Origin of the sequence: Thermoleophilum album (assembly GCF_028867705.1) — a bacterium.
GTDB lineage: Bacteria > Actinomycetota > Thermoleophilia > Solirubrobacterales > Thermoleophilaceae > Thermoleophilum.
Window position 1 is genome coordinate 479,109 of record NZ_CP066171.1, and the last position, 18,100, is coordinate 497,208.

19 protein-coding genes are annotated in these 18,100 nt (G+C 69.3%); 15 read left to right on the forward strand and 4 right to left on the reverse strand.

Features of this window, described 5'->3' with window-relative positions:
• The first annotated feature begins 57 nt into the window (after positions 1–57).
• The 11 genes from JDY09_RS02255 to JDY09_RS02305 all read left to right on the forward strand — a co-directional run bounded on the left by JDY09_RS02255 (position 58) and on the right by JDY09_RS02305 (position 8,342).
• Positions 58–249: a hypothetical protein gene (locus tag JDY09_RS02255; protein WP_274717379.1), complete on the forward strand. Its 192-nt coding sequence runs from the start codon at positions 58–60 to the stop codon at positions 247–249.
• 4 nt (positions 250–253) lie between these two features.
• Complete coding sequence (locus JDY09_RS02260; protein WP_274717381.1) at positions 254–637, forward strand: hypothetical protein; 384 nt, start codon at positions 254–256, stop codon at positions 635–637.
• A complete protein-coding gene (atpB, locus tag JDY09_RS02265; RefSeq protein WP_274717383.1) occupies positions 634–1,554 on the forward strand; it encodes a F0F1 ATP synthase subunit A in 921 nt (306 codons plus the stop codon). Before JDY09_RS02260 ends, atpB begins: the two co-directional genes overlap by 4 nt.
• Before the next feature lie 16 nt (positions 1,555–1,570).
• Positions 1,571–1,831: an ATP synthase F0 subunit C gene (locus JDY09_RS02270; RefSeq protein WP_274717384.1), complete on the forward strand. Its 261-nt coding sequence runs from the start codon at positions 1,571–1,573 to the stop codon at positions 1,829–1,831.
• A gap of 4 nt (positions 1,832–1,835) precedes the next feature.
• Complete coding sequence (gene atpF / locus JDY09_RS02275; RefSeq protein WP_274717385.1) at positions 1,836–2,450, forward strand: F0F1 ATP synthase subunit B; 615 nt, start codon at positions 1,836–1,838, stop codon at positions 2,448–2,450.
• Between the two features lie 7 nt (positions 2,451–2,457).
• Positions 2,458–2,991 (forward strand): F0F1 ATP synthase subunit delta, encoded by a 534-nt coding sequence (locus JDY09_RS02280; protein WP_274717386.1) that lies wholly within the window; start codon positions 2,458–2,460, stop codon positions 2,989–2,991.
• Between the two features lie 23 nt (positions 2,992–3,014).
• Positions 3,015–4,640, forward strand: a complete 1,626-nt coding sequence (gene atpA, locus JDY09_RS02285; protein ID WP_428837458.1) for a F0F1 ATP synthase subunit alpha — start codon at positions 3,015–3,017, stop codon at positions 4,638–4,640.
• A 46-nt stretch (positions 4,641–4,686) separates the two neighbouring features.
• Positions 4,687–5,610, forward strand: coding sequence for a F0F1 ATP synthase subunit gamma (locus JDY09_RS02290; protein ID WP_274717388.1), 924 nt, complete (start codon positions 4,687–4,689; stop codon positions 5,608–5,610).
• Positions 5,611–5,651: 41 nt separating this feature from the next.
• Positions 5,652–7,130: a F0F1 ATP synthase subunit beta gene (atpD, locus tag JDY09_RS02295; protein ID WP_274717983.1), complete on the forward strand. Its 1,479-nt coding sequence runs from the start codon at positions 5,652–5,654 to the stop codon at positions 7,128–7,130.
• Between the two features lie 61 nt (positions 7,131–7,191).
• Complete coding sequence (gene atpC, locus JDY09_RS02300; RefSeq protein ID WP_274717389.1) at positions 7,192–7,602, forward strand: ATP synthase F1 subunit epsilon; 411 nt, start codon at positions 7,192–7,194, stop codon at positions 7,600–7,602.
• Positions 7,603–7,640: 38 nt separating this feature from the next.
• Entirely contained in the window at positions 7,641–8,342 is a 702-nt protein-coding gene (locus JDY09_RS02305) for a YceH family protein (protein WP_274717390.1), read from the forward strand.
• Between the two features lie 26 nt (positions 8,343–8,368).
• Here JDY09_RS02305 and JDY09_RS02310 read toward each other — a convergent pair whose 3' ends face one another.
• On the reverse strand, positions 8,369–9,025 hold the full coding sequence (locus JDY09_RS02310) for a class II aldolase/adducin family protein (protein ID WP_274717391.1): 657 nt from the start codon (positions 9,023–9,025) through the stop codon (positions 8,369–8,371).
• Between the two features lie 23 nt (positions 9,026–9,048).
• Entirely contained in the window at positions 9,049–11,370 is a 2,322-nt protein-coding gene (locus JDY09_RS02315) for a heavy metal translocating P-type ATPase (RefSeq protein WP_274717392.1), read from the reverse strand.
• A gap of 19 nt (positions 11,371–11,389) precedes the next feature.
• On the opposite strand from JDY09_RS02315, the gene JDY09_RS02320 reads away from it, so the two are divergent.
• Positions 11,390–11,674, forward strand: coding sequence for a metal-sensitive transcriptional regulator (locus JDY09_RS02320; protein ID WP_274717393.1), 285 nt, complete (start codon positions 11,390–11,392; stop codon positions 11,672–11,674).
• A 42-nt stretch (positions 11,675–11,716) separates the two neighbouring features.
• On the opposite strand, the gene JDY09_RS02325 is transcribed toward JDY09_RS02320, so the two are convergent.
• A complete protein-coding gene (locus JDY09_RS02325) occupies positions 11,717–12,718 on the reverse strand; it encodes a YbgA family protein (protein WP_274717394.1) in 1,002 nt (333 codons plus the stop codon).
• Positions 12,719–12,790: 72 nt separating this feature from the next.
• Between JDY09_RS02325 and JDY09_RS02330 the strand changes: the two genes are divergently transcribed.
• The 3 genes from JDY09_RS02330 (at position 12,791) to JDY09_RS02340 (ending at position 16,920) form a co-directional block, all read left to right on the forward strand.
• Positions 12,791–14,227: an ABC1 kinase family protein gene (locus JDY09_RS02330; protein ID WP_274717395.1), complete on the forward strand. Its 1,437-nt coding sequence runs from the start codon at positions 12,791–12,793 to the stop codon at positions 14,225–14,227.
• Between the two features lie 66 nt (positions 14,228–14,293).
• Positions 14,294–15,910 carry a phytoene desaturase family protein gene (gene crtI, locus JDY09_RS02335; RefSeq protein WP_342455265.1) on the forward strand — a complete coding sequence of 539 codons (1,617 nt, stop codon included), beginning with the start codon at positions 14,294–14,296 and terminating at the stop codon, positions 15,908–15,910.
• A complete protein-coding gene (locus JDY09_RS02340) occupies positions 15,907–16,920 on the forward strand; it encodes a squalene/phytoene synthase family protein (RefSeq protein WP_274717397.1) in 1,014 nt (337 codons plus the stop codon). Before crtI ends, JDY09_RS02340 begins: the two co-directional genes overlap by 4 nt.
• Here the strand turns inward: JDY09_RS02340 and JDY09_RS02345 are convergent.
• Entirely contained in the window at positions 16,917–18,065 is a 1,149-nt protein-coding gene (locus JDY09_RS02345) for an endonuclease/exonuclease/phosphatase family protein (RefSeq protein ID WP_274717398.1), read from the reverse strand. The two genes, JDY09_RS02340 and JDY09_RS02345, sit on opposite strands and share 4 nt — an antisense overlap.
• Positions 18,066–18,100 lie beyond the last annotated feature (35 nt).

An 18,100-nucleotide genomic window follows, 5' to 3' on the forward strand; every position in this document is an offset into this window, starting at 1 on the left:
CACGCTCCGGCGGTTCGCTGCCATCTCTCGAAGCCATGCAGAACGGGTACAGCAACGATGACCGACCCATCACCCCTGAACCCTGCGGGCGCAGGGCTCACGCTGGTGGGTGCGATGCTTCTGTTCGCAGCGCTCGGGTTGGGCGTCGGGGAGATTGTCGGTGCCCCCGTCCTCGTCGGGCTCGTCGGTCTATTCGCAGGCGCGGTGGTCGGGGTAGCGCTTGTCCGCGCACGCTTTAGGGATCTCTGAGCCGATGGCTGCCGCCCCGACAAGTCGCCTCGTCGAGCTCCTCGACCTCGCCGTGCTGGCAGCCGCGGTGTCGGTTGCCGCGCTCGTCGGCGCTCCCGCGCTCGGCATCGCCATCGGCAGCGGCGTGTGGGTCGCGCAGCGCGTCGCCGGCGATCTCACGGCGCGGCGGGCGCTCGCTCTCGGGCGAGCCAAGGCCGGTCTCGGCATTCTCGCCGCAGGACTTCTGCTGCGCGCCTGGATGGTCGCCTTCGGTCTGCTCGCGGCGGGCGTGATCGACCGCCGCGCCGGCCTCGTCGCGGCGCTGCTCGTCGCGCTAGCCGTCAACGCGCGTTTGGCGGTCGAGCTGCCGAGGCGGTTGCGCGGCGTGAAAGTGGAGGCAGCACGGTGAGCGCGGCGGTTCGCGCGATGAGCGTGCGCGCCAAGGTCATGCTCGGCCTCGGCATCTACCTCGCCGTCACGGTCGCGCTGCTGCTGCTCTTCCCGTCCGAGGGCAAGAACGAAAGCTTTAAACCGGTCGAGGAGTTCCGCCTCGACCCGTGGGTCGAGATCAAGGTCGCCGGCATCGATCTGAGCATCAACAAGGCGGTGCTCTACCTGGTGATCTCGTGCCTTTTGACGGTCGCCTTCATGACCTGGATCGCGCGCCGCATGCAGGCGCGGCCGAACCGTGTGCAGGCAGCGGTAGAGGCGCTCTACGACCTCACCTACACGACGATCGCGCGCCAGAACATGTCGCCGCAGATGGCTGCGCGCTGGTTCCCGTTCGTCGGTGCCCTCTTCTTCTTCATCTGGGTTTCGAACCTCGTTGGTTACATCCCGCTGCCGATCAACACCCACGCCACGGTCGCAGTCTTCGGTATCGAGTTCCCGGCGTTCGCGATCTACGCCGCCACCGCCAACCTCTCCGTGCCGCTGGTGCTCGCGGCGGTCGTTTGGCTCTCGTACCACCTCGAGGGGATCCGCGAGAAGGGGCTGGCTGCGTACCTGTCTTCCTGGATTCCCTCCGGGACGCCGGCGGCGATGCGCCCGATGATGTTCGCGATCGAGCTGATCTCGCACTCGGTGCGGTTGATCTCGCTTTCGGTCCGGCTCTTCGCGAACATGCTCGCCGGCCACCTGATGATCCTGTTCATGGCCGGCGGTCTGGCGGTGCTGCTCGGCGTCGCCGCGATCGCCTGGGTGACGCTGCCGCTCGCGGTCTTCTTCTTCGTCTTCGAGGTCGTCCTAGTGGCGACGCTGCAGGCGTTCATCTTCGCCACGCTCACGTCCATCTACTTCGGCGAGGCAACCGCCGAGGGTCACTGAAAGGAAGGAGGACAGCTTGATCGCCGATCTGCTTCTGCCCCTGGCCGAGGTCAGCGACTCCGGTCTCAAGTCGATCGCGCTCGGTGTCGGCGCCGGTCTCGGTTCGCTCGGCGTCGGTATCGGTCTCGGCATCATGTTCGGCCGCGTGATCGAGGCGGTCGCGCGCCAGCCCGAGCTGCGTCAGGAGATCACGAGCATCCAGTGGCTCGCGTTCGCGCTGATCGAGGCGGTGGTCTTCTACGCAGCGATCTTCGGATTGATCGCGTTCTTCCTGTGAGCAGGTGATCGGGCCGATCGACATCAGTTCGCTCGCGCTGCCGCTCGCCGCTGAAGGCGGCGGCGACTCGAGCTTCCTGATCTCGCCCAGCGTCGGGCTGATGATCTGGACGCTCGTCGCCTTTGGCGTCACGCTCTGGCTGCTCAACCGCTACGCGTTTCCGCAGATCGCGCAGGCGCTCGACCGGCGCCGACGCGAGATCGAGGAGTCGCTCGAGCGCGCCGAGCGGGCCAAGCGCGAGGCCGACGCCCTCGTCGAGGAGTACCGCGCGCGTCTGCGCGAGGCGCGCGAACAGGCCGAGGACATCCTCGTGCGGGCACAGCGGGCGGCCGAGGAAGAGGTCGACCGCGCGCGCGAGGAAGGCCGCAAACAGCGCGAGGAGCTGCTCGCTGCGGCGCGCCGTGACATCGAAGCGGAAACGCGGCGCGCGCTCGACCAGATCCGCCGCGAGGTCGCCGAGCTCACGGTCGAGGTGACCGAGAAGATCACCCGGCGCTCGCTGACCCCGGACGACCACAAGCGGATGATCGAGGACGCTTTGCGCGAGCTCGACTTCGCGGCCCTGGCCCCGCAGGGCGGTAGCGCGGGCGAAGGCGGGACGAACGCGAGCGGGAGGTAGCGGAGGCGTGGACGAGCTCGCTCGCAACTACGCCCGCGCGCTCTTCGAGTCGGCGCGCGACGCGGGCGTGCTCGACCGTATCCGCGACGAGCTCGAAGCGCTGGCGCGCGGGCTGCGCGAGAGTCGCGAGCTGCGGCTCTTCTTCAACTCGCCGTACTTCTCGCGCGACGAGAAGCGTGCCGGTGTTCGCAAGGTCGTGCACGGCGCCGACGAGCGTCTCGTGCGCTTCCTCGAGCTGCTCGCCGAGCGCCACCGCTTCCCGCTGCTCGACCGCATCCGCCGCGAGTTCGACCGCTTGTGGGCCGAGCACAACCGCCTGCTCGACGTCGAGGTGGCTGCAGCGATCGAACTCGACGAGGGGCTTGTGCGCGAAATCGGCCAGCGCATCGAGCAGCAGACGGGACGGCGTGTGCGTCTGGCGCGCCGCGTCGATCCCGAGCTGATCGGGGGACTCGTAGTGCGCGTCGGCAACGTCGTGCTCGACGCGAGCGTCCGCAACCGTTTGGAGAGACTGAAGCGAGAGGTGGCTTCCGCCGCCTAGGAGGGGACTTCCAGCCGATGCAGATCCAGATCCGACCCGACGAGATAACGAGCATCCTGCGCAGCCGTATCGAGGGGCTCGAAGGCTCCGCCGCCGAGCTCGCCGAGGTCGGTACGGTCATCTCGGTCGCCGACGGCATCTGTCGTATCCACGGCCTCGACGACTGCATGTCGATGGAGCTTCTCGAGCTCCCGCACGGCGTCACCGGTCTGGCGCTGAACCTCGAGTCCGACAACGTCGGTGCCGTGCTCTTCGGTCCCTGGGACCGCATCGAGGAGGGCGACCAGGTCAAGCGCACCCGCCGGCTGCTCGAGGTGCCGGTGGGTGACGCACTGCTCGGCCGCATCGTCGACCCGCTCGGTCGTCCCCTCGACGGCAAAGGCGATGTCCACACCACCGAAACGCGACCGGCCGAGTTCAAAGCGCCAGGCGTCGTTCAGCGCCAGCCGGTCAAGGAGCCGATGCTCACCGGCATCAAGGCGATCGACGCGATGACGAACGTCGGCCGCGGCCAGCGCGAGCTGATCATCGGCGACCGCCAGACCGGCAAGACGTCGATCTGCATCGACACGATCATCAACAACAAGGACAAGGACCTGATCTGCGTTTACGTCGCGATCGGGCAGCGGATGGCGACGGTCGTCGATGTGGCACAGCAGCTCGAGGAGCACGGCGCGCTCGAGCACACGATCATCGTCGCCGCCCCGGCCGACGAGGCGGCGCCGATCAAGTACCTCGCGCCGTACGCCGGCTGCGCGATGGCCGAGCACTACCTCTACTCCGGCCGTCACGCGCTCGTCATCTACGACGACCTCACCAAGCACGCCTACGCCTACCGGCAGATGTCGCTGCTACTGCGCCGTCCGCCCGGCCGCGAGGCGTACCCCGGCGACGTCTTCTATCTGCACTCGCGGCTGCTCGAGCGGGCGGTGAAGCTCTCCGACGAGCTGGGCGGCGGTTCGCTCACTGCTCTGCCGATCATCGAAACGCAGGCTGGCGACGTGTCGGCGTACATCCCGACCAACGTCATCTCGATCACCGACGGCCAGATCTACCTCGAGGCCGACCTGTTCCGCGCCGGTGTTCGCCCGGCGATCAACGTTGGAATTTCGGTGTCGCGCGTCGGCGGTTCGGCACAGACCTTGCCGATGAAGAAGGTCGCCGGTCGCCTGCGTCTCGAGCTGTCGCAGTACCGCGAGCTCGAAGCCTTCGCCCAGTTCGGGTCCGAGCTCGACCCCGAAACACAGCGCACGCTGGCGCGCGGCGAGCGCCTGGTCGAGACGCTCAAACAGGGCGAGCGCGAGCCGTGGGCGGTTGAGGACCAGGTCGCAGCGATTTATTCCGGTACCGGCGGCTGGCTCGACCGCATCAAGACCGAGCGGGTGCAGGAGTTCCACCGCTTCCTGTTGGCGCGGCTCCACGCCGAGAACAAGGACCTCATGGAGCGCATCGCCGCCGGCCAGTGGGACGACGAGATCGAGGCGCAGCTCGGGCGTGCGATCGCCGACGCGATCGACGATTTCGGCCCCGACTTCGACGCCGAGGGCAACCCGCTGGCAGAAGGCGAGTCCGATCGCATCCGCTCCGAGGAGGAGCGCGCGCGGCCGGGTCGCACCGCCGAGGCGCAAGCGGCGACCGAGGCTGCCTGATTAAGCGGTACGGGATTTAGGGAGCAAGCGCTGACGAAGACGGCAAGTGGCATCGCTACGTGACATCCGGCGCCGCATCCAGTCGGTGCGCAACGTGCGCAAGATCACGCGCGCGATGGAGATGGTGGCGGCCGCGCGTCTGCGCCGTGCCGAGCAGCGCATCGCCGCACTGCGACCCTACGCCGACGCGCTGCGGACGATGACGCGTCGCGCTGCCGAGGCCGCCGAGCGGCTGCCGTCGCTGCCGATCCTTGAGCCGCGCGAACGGGTCGAGCGTGTCGCGCTTCTGCTCGTCACCGGCGACCGTGGCCTGGCTGGTCCCTTCAACTCGCAGATTCTCCGTGCCGGCCAGGTGCGTGCGCGCGAGTGGCGGAGCGAGGGCGCTGCTGTCGAGTGGCACGTCGTCGGCCGCCGCGGTGCCTCGTCGCTGCGCTTTCGCGGTGTCGAACTGGCGGGCGAGTACACGGGCTTCACTGACCGCCCGTCGTACGCCGACGCCCGTAACATCGCCGACGAGCTCACGGCTGCTTTCGTCGACGGTCGCGTCGATCGCGTCGAGGTGATCTACAACCACTACATCTCGCCGCTGCGCCAGCTCGTGCGCCGCGACACGCTGCTCCCGCTCCAGCAGGCCGAGGTCGTTGGGGCGTTCGACGGCAGCTCTGGTGAGGGCGCCGACCAAGCCGACGGCGAGGCAGTGACTGGAGTCAAGCCGCTGTGGTTGTACCAGCCCGAGCCCGAGGAGATCCTTGCGCGGCTTGTGCCCGACTACGTCGAGGTTTCGATCTTCCGGGCGCTGCTCGAGTCCGCAGCCTCCGAGCACGGGGCGCGGATGACAGCGATGCGCAACGCGTCCGAGAACGCCGCGGAGTTGATCGACAAGCTCACGCTGCAAGCCAACCGCCAGCGGCAGGCGGAGATCACGCAGGAGATCATGGAGGTCGTCGCGGGCGCCGAGGCGCTCGAGTAAGCAAGGGGAGACGTCAGGTGGAAGCAGGTATCGAGAAGACGGTGGCAGAACGGCAGTCGAACGGCACGCAGAACGCCGGGGAGAACGTCGGCCGCGTCGAGGAGGTGCGCGGCGTGGTGATCGAGGCCGTCTTCCCCGAGCGTCTGCCCGAGATCTACAACGCGCTCGAGCTCGAGATCGAGGTCGAGGGCGAGAAGCGGCGGCTCGTCGCCGAGGTGCAGCAGCACGTCGGTGACGATCGCGTACGCGCCGTGGCAATGGACTCTACCGACGGCCTGTCCCGCGGTGCCGAAGTGCGCGACACGGGCGGGCCGATCACCGTCCCAGTTGGAAAGGCCACCCTCGGCCGGATCTTCAACCTCCTCGGCGAGCCGATCGACGAGGGTCCGCCGGTGGAGGCCGAGGAGCGCTGGCCGATCCACCGCCCGGCGCCGAGCGTCGAGAACCTCACGCCGACGCGCGAGGTGTTCGAGACGGGCATCAAGGTCATCGACCTGCTCGCGCCCTACGCCAAGGGCGGAAAGGTCGGTCTCTTCGGCGGCGCCGGCGTCGGTAAGACCGTCCTGATCCAGGAGCTGATCCGCAACATCGCCGAAGAGCACGAGGGTCTGTCGGCTTTCTGCGGTGTCGGCGAGCGCACGCGCGAGGGCAACGACCTCTGGCTCGAGATGAAGGAGTCGGGCGTGCTCGACAAGACGATCCTCGTCTTCGGGCAGATGAACGAGCCGCCTGGCGCGCGCATGCGCGTCGCCCTCTCCGGTCTGACGATGGCCGAGTACTTCCGTGAGACCACCGGCCAGGACGTGCTGCTGTTCATCGACAACATCTTCCGCTTCGTCCAGGCCGGTTCCGAGGTCTCGGCGCTGCTCGGACGGATGCCCTCGCAGGTCGGCTACCAGCCGACGCTCGAGACCGAGATGGGTCAGCTCCAGGAGCGCATCACCTCGACCCGCAAGGGATCGGTGACCTCGGTGCAGGCGATCTACGTGCCCGCCGACGACCTAACCGACCCCGCACCGGCCTCGGTGTTCGCGCACCTCAACGCGACGACGGTGTTGTCGCGCTCGATCGCCGAGAAGGGCATCTACCCGGCGGTCGACCCGCTCGACTCGACCTCGACGATCCTCAAGCCCGAGATCGTCGGCGAAGAACACTTCCGGGTCGCCAACCAGGTGCGCCAGATTCTGCAGCGCTACAAGGAGCTGCAGGACATCATCGCGATCCTCGGTATCGACGAGCTCTCCGACGAAGACAAGCTCACGGTGCAGCGGGCGCGCAAGATCGAGCGCTTCCTCTCGCAGCCGTTCTTCGTCGCCGAGCAGTTCACCGGCACACCCGGCCGCTACGTCAAGATCGAGGACACCGTGCGCTCGTTCAAGGAGATCATCGAGGGCAAGCACGACGAGATCCCCGAGCGTGCCTTCTACATGAAGGGGACGATCGAGGAAGTGATCGCCGACGCCCGCGACGCCCGCGAGCGCGAGGAGGCGGAGCGGCGCAAGCGCGGCGAAGATGCCTGAGGGCGCAGCGACCACCGCTGTTAAAAGCACGGGCGACAACGTGGGAAGGGCGGTGTAGCAGGTGGCCCACCAGAAGTTCAGGGCGCGCGTTCTGACTCCCGAGGGAGAGGCCTTCGCTGGCGAAGTCGAGATGGTGTCGACACGTACCGCGACCGGCGTAGTCGGCATCCTCGCCCGTCACCAGCCGCTGCTCGCGATCCTCGAGCCGACCGAGCTGCGCCTCTACCGCACAGAGAGCGAGATCGAGCGCTTCGCCCAGGCCGAGGGGTATCTGCAGGTCGCCGAGGGCGAGGCGCTGATCCTCGTCGAGGAGGCGCACCGTCCCGAGGACCTCGATCGCTCCGAGCTCGAGCAGCGGTTGCGCGAAGCGCGTGAACGCTACGAACAGGCAGCCGACGGCAGCGAGGAGCAACGGCGCGCGCAGCGGGCGGTACGGCGTCTCGAGGCGTTTCTCGAAGTCGTTACGGCCTGAGTGGGTGGCGCCGCTCGGGGTGGTCGTCAGAGACGGGCATGCGTGATCTCACCGCAGAGGAGGTCCGCGTACTCGGCTGCTTGATCGAGAAGCAGCGGACGACACCCGATCAGTATCCGCTGACGCTCAACGCGCTTCGTAACGCCTGCAACCAGACGACCAACCGCGATCCGGTCGTCGACTACAGCGAGGACACGATTCGCCGCGCGCTCGAGCGTCTCATACACCGCGGCTGGGTACGCAACGCGAGCTGGGCGGGCAGCCGGGCGATGAAGTACCGGCACCTGCTCGACCAGCAGCTGAACCTCGACGAGCGCTCGCTCGCTCTGCTTGCCGTGCTGATGCTGCGCGGACCCCAAACGGCGGCCGAGCTCCGCCAGCGAAGCGAGCGCTTGTACCGCTTCGCATCACCAGAAGAGGTCGAGCAGGTGCTCGCCGAGCTGGCGGCGCGCGATCTCGTCGCGCAGCTTCCGCGCCGTGCCGGAGAAAGGGGCCGGCGCTACGTGCATCTGCTCAGCGCTCAGTTCGCCGACGGGGCTGACCTTGCAGCCGGCCGCTCCGCGCGCGACGACGACGGCGCGGCATCGGTGCCGGGCCCGCACGGCGAGCCGCGGTCGTCAACCGGTCTCGGTGCGGTGGAGGGCGCCGACGTTGCAGCGCCGACACTTGCCGAGCGGGTCGCTGCGCTCGAACGACGGATCGCCGAACTCGAACGCAAGCTGAACGAGCTCGCTGGTTGAATCGAGGAGGCACGGGGCACGGAAGCTCAGCGGCTGTAGCCGCGCCGTTCGAACTGCGCTCGCGCCTCTTCGACCTCTTCTGGGCTGAGCGGTCGAGGCGTGCCGACGGCGTGAGCGCGCACGAGCAGGTCACAAAGCCATTCGAGTAGGCGCGCGGCTCCAACCGCTTCATCTAACGTCTCGCCGACGGCGACGGCCCCGTGGTTCGCCAGGAGCGCGGCGCGACGGTCGCGCAGGGCCTCGATCGCGACTTCGGCCAGCTCTGGGCTGCCGAACCGCCGGTACGGTGCAACTCGTACCGGCCCGCCGAGCAAGACCATCTCGTAGTGGATGCACGGCAGCTCGCCCTCGAGCGTGCAGGCCACGGCGGTTGCGGAGGGCGAGTGCGTGTGGACGACCGCGCCGACGCTGTGGTGCTCGTAGACAGCGAGGTGGAGTGGAAGCTCGGACGATGGTGCCAGGCGCCCGGCGACGAGTTCGCCCGAGCAATCGACGATCGTCACCTGTCCCGCACGCAGCTCACCCAGGTTCGAGCCGGCCGGGGTGATCGCGATATGGTCGCCGTCGCGAGCGCTGACGTTGCCCTGCGTGCGCGTCACTAACCCCTCGGCCGCGAGTGTCCGCGAGGCGTCGGCGACGGCATGGCGCAGTTCGAGCAGTGGGTCGGCAGGATTTCGGCGCATCGATAGAGAGAGCCCTCGGGACGCTAGCGAAAGCGCCGCAGACGCAACGAGTTCGTGACCACCGAGATGCTCGAGAGTGCCATCGCGATACCGGCGATGGCAGGGTTGAGTAGACCTGCGGCCGCTACCGGCAGCGCGACGAGGTTGTAGGCGAACGCCCACGCGAGGTTCTGACGGATCGTTCGCAGCGCACGGCGCGACAGTGCGATAGCGCGCGGTACGAGGCGCAGGTCGCTACCGACGAGCGTGATGTCCGAAGCCTCAATGGCGACGTCGGTGCCACTGCCGACGGCGATGCCGACATCGGCGCTCGCTAGGGCGGGAGCGTCGTTGATCCCGTCGCCCACCATGGCCACCGCGAAACCGCGCGCGCGCAGTTGCTCGACGATCGCTGCCTTTTCGTGCGGTAGGACCCCGGCGACCACCTCCGAGATCCCGACGCGCTCGGCGACTGCCGAGGCGACACGCTGCTCGTCACCAGTTACGAGCACGGGCTCGATCCCCTGTCGGCGTAGCTCGGCAATCGCTTCCGCTGCTTCTGGCCGTGGCTCGTCGGAGACTGCCAGCACTGCTGCGACGCGACCGTCGACGGCGAGCACGACCGTCGTCCGTCCTTCCCTCGCGGCGCGATCGAGCGCATCTCGCACCGCTGCGGAGAGGTCGATGCCGCGTTGGGCGATCAGAGCGGGACGAGCCACCACGACCTCGTGTCCCGCTACCTCTCCCTCGACGCCGCGACCGGCGTGTGCGCGGAAGCCGCTGACCGTCGGCAACTCTCCGCACCGTTTCGCCGCGGCGGTCACGATCGCGCGCGCGATCGGGTGTTCCGACGCGCGCTCGACAGCGCCCGCCAGTTGCAGGGCGCGTTCAGTATCGAAACCGTCGAAGGTCTCGACTCCGACGAGTGTCATCTCGCCGCGCGTCACGGTGCCGGTCTTGTCGAGAAGTGCGCGGCGAAGCCGACGCGCCCGCTCGAGCACCTCTGGCCCCTTGATGAGGATGCCAAGCTCGGCCCCGCGCCCTGTGGCGGCGACGACGGCTGTCGGCGTCGCCAGCCCGAGCGCACAGGGGCACGCGACGACGAGCACCGCTACGGCCGCAGTGAGTGCGAAGGTGAAGGGCTCACCGACAGCGAGCCAAGACAGCAATGTGGTGGCGCTCAGCGCGAGAACGACCGGTACGAACACCCCGGCGACGCGATCGGCGAGGCGCTCGATGCGCGCCTTGCCGGCTTGCGCGTTTTCCACCAGGCGCGTGATCTGCGCAAGTGTGGTATCGGCCCCGACGCGTGTAGCACGCACTACTAGCCGGCCGTCGGTGGCGATTGCGCCACCGACTACCTCGTCGCCGGGACCGACAGCGACCGGCAGCGATTCTCCGGTGACCAGCGCGAGATCGAGCGCTGCTTGGCCGCTCGCTACTACGCCGTCGGTGGCGACGCGTTCACCGGGCCGAACGACGAACAGCTGGCCGACAGCGAGCTCCGCCGCGGGGATGCGAAGCTCGCGGCCGTCGTCGGTTAGCAGCGTGGCCTCGGACGGGGCCAGTTCGAGGAGTTTGCGCACCGCGCTGCCGGCGGCCCGCCGAGCCCGCGTTTCTATCCACCTTCCGGCCAGCGTGGCGGCAGCGACGGCAGCAGCGATCTCGAAGTACACCTCCTCGCCACCCGCTGATCGCCGAGGCACGAGCGTGAACTGCATGTGCGTATCGGGGTCGCCGGCTTCCCCGAAGAGAAGCGCCGCGACTGAATAGGTCCACGCCGCGGCGACACCCAGCGTGATCAGTGTGTCCATGTTGACCGCGCGGTGACGAGCCGCGCGCAGCGCCGCCCTATGGATCGGCCATGCTGCCCACCACACCACGGGTGTCGCGAGGGCGAAGGCAACCCACTGCCAATAGCGGAACTGCAGAGCTGGCACCATCGAGACCAAAACGACGGGCGCCGTCAGTGCCAGCGCTACCTTGGCGCGTTTGCCCAGATTGGCGTCGGCGGCGTGGTGATGGGCGTGGTCGTGGTGTTCGGCGGACGCGCGTTGCGCCTCCGGTGCGTGCAGCTCGTATCGTGTGGCGGGCGCAGCCGCCCGCTGCGATCGAGCGGGAGTTCGCGCGTCGTAGCCCACTGATCTGACCGCTTCGACGAGTTTCGCTGCTGCTTGTGGGCTAGCGGCGTCGGTGAGCTCGATGTGCGCCTTGTTTGTTGCGAGGTTGACCCGGGCTTTCCGCACGCCCTCGACCGCAGCGAGCGCGCTTTCCACGCGTTTCACGCACGAGGCGCAGTGCAAGCCTTCCAGCTCGAGATCGATGGTGCCCGGCTGCGTCCCCGCGGCGTGCTCGCTAGTACCCATAGGGGGTATGCTAGCGCTAATGAGTGCACCCGGTTACAGCGAGGACAAGGAAAGAGTCCTCAAGCGCCTTCGCCGCATCGAAGGGCAGGTGCGAGGGATCCAACGGATGGTCGAGGAGGAGCGCTACTGCATCGACGTGCTGACGCAGATCTCGGCCGTCCAAGCGGCGCTCCACCGTGTCGCGCTCTCGCTCCTCGACGACCATGCTCGGCACTGCGTTGTCGGCGGCAAGGGCCCGGGTACAGCGGAGGAGCGCACCAGCGAGATGATGGCGGCGGTGGCGCGACTTTTGAAGCGCGGATAGACGCGGGCCAGAGGAGACGCCAGAGCGGCTGCTAGACGGAGGCTAGGGGCGCGAGCGCAAACCGAGGTCGCGCGGGAAAGGTTCGAGGTACACCTGCTCGCGCGCCCACTCGCTGCCGTGGCGGCGCAGGTGGTGGCGGAGCAGGGCGAGCGGCACCTCGAGCGGCACGATGCCGGCACGGTAGTCCGCGATCGCGTCCAGTAGTTCCACCCGGTCGGAGCGATCGACCGCGTCCGAGAGGTGGCCGAGCAGATGGAGCATCGCGTCGACGTTGCGGCCGCGGGTGGCGGGACGACGGAGCGCCTCGGCGTGCAGACGCCGATAGCGGAGCTCGACATCCTGCCTCGGCAGCTCCGCCGCCCGCGCCACCAACCGGCCCAACTCCCTTGCTCTAGCGGGATCGTGCGCGTGGAGGAAGACCTTTTCGCGCGCGTGCAACGCGACAAGATCGGCGAGCGTCCAGGCGCCGGCGAAAAACTCGCGCAGCCGCGCGTGTGCGAATACTTGTGCGACGAACGTTTCGCGCAGAAGCGGATCGTTGAGCCGACCCTCCTCCTCGAGCGGAAGCGAGGGTAGGCGTTCGCGCAGAACCTGCGCGAACACGCCGCTACCGTCTCGCCCCGCGAGCTCGCCGTCCGGCTTGTACACGCGCACGCGGTAGAGACCGCACGTAGGCGAGTTCTTTTTGAGCACGAAACCGTCGACGGCGAGCTCGTCGAGGCGTCGGCATATCGTTTCGGCTAGCTGGCGCATCGCAGCGGTCAGGTCGCGGCCGCTGCGCGGCGCGACCAGACGTGTGCCGGAGGCCCCGTCACGGACCAGGCGGATCGTCTCGCGCGGCACACCCAGCCCGAGCTCCACTTCCGGGCAGACAGGCACGTACTCGACGAAGCGCGCAAGCGTCTCGCAGACGAAACGGTCGCGCAAGGGCACTCCGTCGTAACGCACACGCTCGCCGACGAGACACGCCGAAATGCCGACGCGCGGACGGTTCCGCTCGCCGCTTGCGGCTCCGTGGTCGCTGCGCACCGCGCGCTCGATCATTCCGCACGTAGTACGGAGCAGGCGTCCGTGCGGTGCACAGTTCGACTTCGAACCACGTAAATCGTGTGAGAGGTGAAACGCTCGGACGACTCTCCGCCCGCCGGCCGGCTGCGACGCGGAGCCGCTCTCGGAGGCACGCTCGCGCGCCAAGGCGTGCGGCTCGCCAGTGCCCGTTTCGCGGCGATCGGCCGCGCCGCGCGCGGCGACGACACACGCGCCGCGGCCACTGTCGAGGCAGCGCGCGAGCTGGCTCGGCAGCTGTCGCGGATGCGCGGGGCCGCGATGAAGATCGGCCAGGCCCTATCGACGCTCGAGCCGCTCGGCCTTCCGCCCGAAGCGCGCGAGGAGGTTCGCCGGGCGTTCGCCCAGCTGCGTGACTCGGCCCGGTCGGTCCCGTTCGCGTCCGTCGAGCGAGTAGTCGCGGACGAGCTCGGCGGGCCGCTGTCGCGGCACTTTCGCGATTTCGATCGCGAGCCGCTCGCCGCGGCGTCGATCGGCCAAGTGCACCGCGCGGTAACGCGCGGCGGCGACGTGGTGGCCGTCAAAGTTCAGTACCCCGGCGTTGCGGAGGCCGTCGAAGCCGATCTGCGCAACCTCGGTCTGTTGGCGCCGTTGGTACGACGCATAGCGCCCGGGCTCGACGTGCGCGCAGTGCTGCGTGAGATTCGCGAGCGGATCGGCGACGAGCTGGACTACGAGCTCGAGGCGCAGAACCAGCGCCGCGTGTGGCGCGCGTGGCGCGGCCACCCCTTCGCTGCTGTTCCGGCCGTTTTCTCCGAGCTGTCGAGCCGCCGCGTGCTGGTCACCGAGCTGGTGCGCGGCAGCACGTTCGAAGACGTCCGCGAGCTTCGCGCCGCGGAGCGCGACCGCTTCGGCGCGATCGTCGCGCGCTTCTTCTTCGCCAATCTCGCCCGGCTCGGCCTCGCGCTGGGCGATCCCCATCCCGGCAACTACCTGCTTATGCCCGACGGACGCGTCGCTTTCCTCGACTTCGGTCTCGTCCGCGCGATTCCGCGTGCGCACCTCGAGCGTGAGAAGGCGCTGGCGCGCGCCGCGATCGCCGGCGACGCTCGCGCCGTGCACCGGGCGATGGCCGATCTTGGTTACCTCCCCGACCCCGCGCAGTTCGATCCCGATCTACTGCTGGCGCAGATCCGTGCCGCGGCGGGCTGGATGTTCACGCGCGGGCGGCAGCGCATCGACCCCGAATTCGTGTTGCGCGTGCTCGAAGAAGGCGGCTCGCCGCGGTCACCATTCTTCGCGCAGATGCGACGCCAAACGGTGCCGGCGCCGTCGCTTTTGATGCGACGCATGGAGGGGCTCTTGCTGAGCGTGCTTGGCGATCTCCGTGCGACCGCCGACTGGGGAGGGATCGTCGCCGAGTACGTGCTCGACGCCGAACCCGTCGACGAGCTGGGGCGCGCCGATGCACGCTTCTGGCAGCGTGAACGGTCGGGCCCGCGGTCGAGCTCGAGCGCGCCGCGGCGGCAACGGCGCCCCCGGTCTTGACGGCGGTCTGCTGGAAGATCGGTGTGCGCAGCTGAACCGCGAGCCTCGCGCGGCCGTAGTCAGGGCGTGGGGTCCAGCGCGGTCGGCAGGCGGAGCGCGTCCGGGGAGCGGCCGTCGCCGCGCGCCCGAGCACCGCGCCGCGCGCGTGTAGTGGTGGTCGGTGCGGGGCTCGGCGGTCTTGCGGTCGCGCTCCGCTTGCAAAGTGCAGGCTGCGAGGTGACCGTCGTCGAACGCCTCGACCGGCCTGGTGGGCGCGCCGGGGTGGCACGCGCTGGGGCTTATCGCTGGGACACCGGACCGACGCTTGTGACGATGCCCGAGCTGGTGCGCGAGACGCTCGCTGCCGGGGGTGTCGATCCCGACGCGCTCGGGATGCTCCCAGTCGACCCGATCTACACGATCGAGTGGGCCGACGGCGCCCGCCTGTCGTTCCCTCGGGGCCGCGAGAACCTACTCGCCGAGGTCGAGCGCAGCTGGCCGGCGGAGGTCGCCGGGGTCGCGCGCTTGCTCGACAAGCTCGAGCCGCTCTACCGCCTCTTGCTAGAAGTCGCCGACCGTCCGTTCGCAAGCGTCTTCGACCAGCTCGCGCTGGTGCCGCGCCTCGCGCGGCATGCCGGCCTCGTCCCGCTCTGGTCGCTGGTCGCGAAGCACGTGAGGGATCGGCACTTGCGCGACGCTCTCGCCTTCCATCCGCTGTTCATCGGCGGCGACCCGTTTCGCGTGCCGGCGGTGTACGGCGGGCTCGTGCCGCTGCAGCTCGAGAGCGGCGGCTGGTACCCCGACGGTGGCGTGTGGAGCCTCGTCGGCACGCTCGCCGCACCGCTCGAGATCGAGTTCGGCGCGCGCTGCGCGCGGATCGTGCGCGCGTCGAGCGGGGCGGTGCGCGCGGTCGAGCTCGACGGCGGCGGCCGCATAGCTTGTGACGCGGTCGTCTGGAACGGCGATCCCTACGCGGTCGAGCGCGCTCTAGGTCGGCGTCGCGAGCGGCGCGGACGCAGTCGTCTGGCGCGTCCGTCGATGTCGTGCCTGCTGTTCTACTTCGGTTTCGCGCGGCGTCTACCGAGGCTTGCTCACCACCACCTCTGGGTCGGCGGCGAGTTGCGACCGTTCGTCAGTTGGGCCACGGCCAGGCAGAGCGCCAGGCGCCCCCGTAGCGATCGCGGGCGTCGCCGCCCGTCGCCCGCGATCGCGATGTACGTGCACGCGCCAGCGCGCAGCGACCCCTCGGTAGCGCCGCCCGGCGGCGACGCGCTGGCTGTCCTGGTGCCGGTACCGAACCTCGGAGCGGCCGCCAGGTTCGGTTACAGCATCGGCGAGCTGCGCGAGCAGGTGCTCGCGGCGCTCGAGCGGATCAGCGGGCTGTCGGACCTGCGGGAGTGGCTCGAGGTCGAGGAGGTTTTCACGCCGTTCGACTTCCGCGACCGCTACGACGCGTACGCCGGGAACGCCTTCGCACTCGAGCCGACGCTTTTCGGTTCCGGATGGTTTCGTCGCCATAACCGAGACCGGCGGGTGCCCGGTCTGTACCACGTCGGTGCGGGGGCGCATCCCGGCGCGGGGATTCCAGGTGTCCTCCTCGGTGCGCGGCTGACCGCTCGCTTGCTGACAGCGGACCTAAGGCAACGCGGTCTTCTGGGCCCGACGGGCGCTGGGAAGAACGCTGCCGAGGGAGCGAGACGGTGACCCGTTCGCACCCCCTGACCGTGAGCGAAGATGTCGCACGGCCGCCGGTCACGCGGCGCGATCGCACCTCGCGGACGATCGCACGCCCGCCGCAAGCGGCCCCCGCGCACCAGCCGCAGGCAGCGCCCGTGCCTCGGCCGACACGCCCGCCGGGTGACGGCATCACGAAGGCGGCGCTTGTGCGCGTGGCGCGCGCCACGATCGCGCGAGCGTCGCGCACGTTCGCTCTCGGCGCGAGGTTGCTGCCGCAGCCGGAGCGTGACCTGGTGCGCCTCCTCTACTTCGCATTGCGCACCCTCGACGATCTCGTCGACGAGCGCGACCCGACAGCCGCCGAGCGCCTCGCGCAGGCCAGAGCGTGGCTAGCAGGTGCCGCTCCCTCCACACCCGAGACGCATGCTCTCGCGGTCGTGGCGGCGGAGCGACCGCTGCCGAGAGCGGCGCTCGCGATGTTCCTCGACGGCCTGGAGTACGACCTCGCTGGTGCCGCTCCGAGCAACGACGCCGACCTCGACCTCTACTGCCTGAGGGTTGCCGGCTCGGTGGGGATCCTCGTGGCGGCGATCCTCGGCGCACCGGCGCACGCGCGCGCCCGGGCCGCCGCGCTCGGATCGGCTCTGCAGCTCGTGAACATCGCCCGCGATCTCGACGAGGACCTGGCCGCCGGACGCGACTACCTCGGTTGCGGTCGCCGCGCGCCGGCCGGTCGGAAGGCAAGCTCGCCACGCAGAAGCGTGCTGGCGCCGCCCCTCGAGCGCGCGCGAGCGCTCTTCGCTATCGGCTACGACGGCATCCCTGCATTGCGCCGCGGGCGTTTCGGTGTCGCTGTCGCGGCTCTCGCGTACCTGGCGATCGCCGACGCGATCGAGCGACGCGACTACGCGCCAGGACGGGCTCGCACTTCGCTGCTCACGAAGGGAACATGCATCGCCCGCGCGGCGTTCGACCTCGCTTTGGGCCGCCTCTCGCCGCTGCGTCGCAGGTCGCGCCGCGCCGCGTGGCCGTACTAACGCCGCGGTAGCTGCACGACCGCGACGTGTCCGCCGTGGTCGGACGGCCACAGGCCGCTGCGCGAACGGTTGCGCGGATCGGTGCCGACCACAACTTGGGCGAGCACGCGCATCCGCGGCTTGACGAGGATGTGGTCGATGTGATGGTCGAAAGCGGCGGGCGTCGGGTCGCTCAAATCCTCGCGCGCCAGGCAGCACGAGTTAGCGGGCTTCGACCGGTGGCGCAACACCCAGGTGTCGCGCAGCCCGAAGCTCTGGAGAACGCGGTACGCGCCCGGATTTTCGCCACGGGGATCGGAGTTGAGGTCGCCGACCACGATCAGCGGCAGCGGTGTTCGCAGCGGCCCGCCCCGGGCAACTAGCTCCTGGGCCTGCGCGACGCGCGTCTGGTCGAGGAAAGCCTCGAGGTGCGTGTTCACGACGCGCACCCGCTGGCGGCCGAGCGCGAGGTCGACGCCGGCGTATCCGCGGAGCGCCGTGAAAGTTCCGACCACGGTCGGCACCACGAGCCGCGCCTTGTAGTTGCGACCGAACTTGCGCACCACGCGCAGCCCGGTGCGGCGGCGCACGAGCACCACGTCGCGCATCGTCAGGCGCACGTCGTAACCGAGCGAGGTGGGAGCTTCGATGTCGGCTTCGCGCTGGACAGCGGCTACCCGGTAGCGCAGCTTGGCACGCGCTAGCTCGCGCAACAACAGCGCCAAATAGTCGTAGACGACGGTTCGCGCCGGTGTCGCCGAGCCGTCCTTGACCCCTGTGGGGCCACGTCGCCAGAGGGCCACCTCTTGGAGCCCGATCACGTCGGGACGGTGGCGGCGCACCTCACGCGCTAACAGCCGTGCCCGCGTCGGGAAATCGGTGCGGCGAACGACGTTCCAAAGCTCGGTCGCCTTCGCCTCGAACTCCTCGCGTGTGCGCGCTGGGATCGGTTTCGCGATATCGCCGCCGAGGTAGATGTTGCGGGTCATCACCGAGAGCGTCGCGGCGCGCTGCGAGGTGCGAGCGGCGTCAGCTGCGCCGCTCGCCACTCCGGCAGCGGCAGCGAGCGCCACGGCAATGGCGACGGTCGTCTTGCGAAGTCCGCCGCCGCGAACGCGACGGCGACCGGTGTGTACCCGCAACGATCCCTCCCTGGCGATCCGCACGACTCCGTCCCGAAAACGGCGGCTGTCGTTTCCAG

What these genes read in the sequence shown, in the direction of transcription:
- JDY09_RS02255 (WP_274717379.1), top strand. Translation starts at nt 58, where the DNA reads ATGACCGACCCATCACCCCTGAACCCTGCGGGCGCAGGGCTCACGCTG.
- JDY09_RS02260 (WP_274717381.1), top strand. Translation starts at nt 254, where the DNA reads ATGGCTGCCGCCCCGACAAGTCGCCTCGTCGAGCTCCTCGACCTCGCC.
- JDY09_RS02305 (WP_274717390.1), top strand. Translation starts at nt 7,641, where the DNA reads ATGCGTGATCTCACCGCAGAGGAGGTCCGCGTACTCGGCTGCTTGATC.
- JDY09_RS02310 (WP_274717391.1), bottom strand. Translation starts at nt 9,025, where the DNA reads ATGCGCCGAAATCCTGCCGACCCACTGCTCGAACTGCGCCATGCCGTC.
- JDY09_RS02315 (WP_274717392.1), bottom strand. Translation starts at nt 11,370, where the DNA reads ATGGGTACTAGCGAGCACGCCGCGGGGACGCAGCCGGGCACCATCGAT.
- JDY09_RS02320 (WP_274717393.1), top strand. Translation starts at nt 11,390, where the DNA reads ATGAGTGCACCCGGTTACAGCGAGGACAAGGAAAGAGTCCTCAAGCGC.
- JDY09_RS02325 (WP_274717394.1), bottom strand. Translation starts at nt 12,718, where the DNA reads ATGATCGAGCGCGCGGTGCGCAGCGACCACGGAGCCGCAAGCGGCGAG.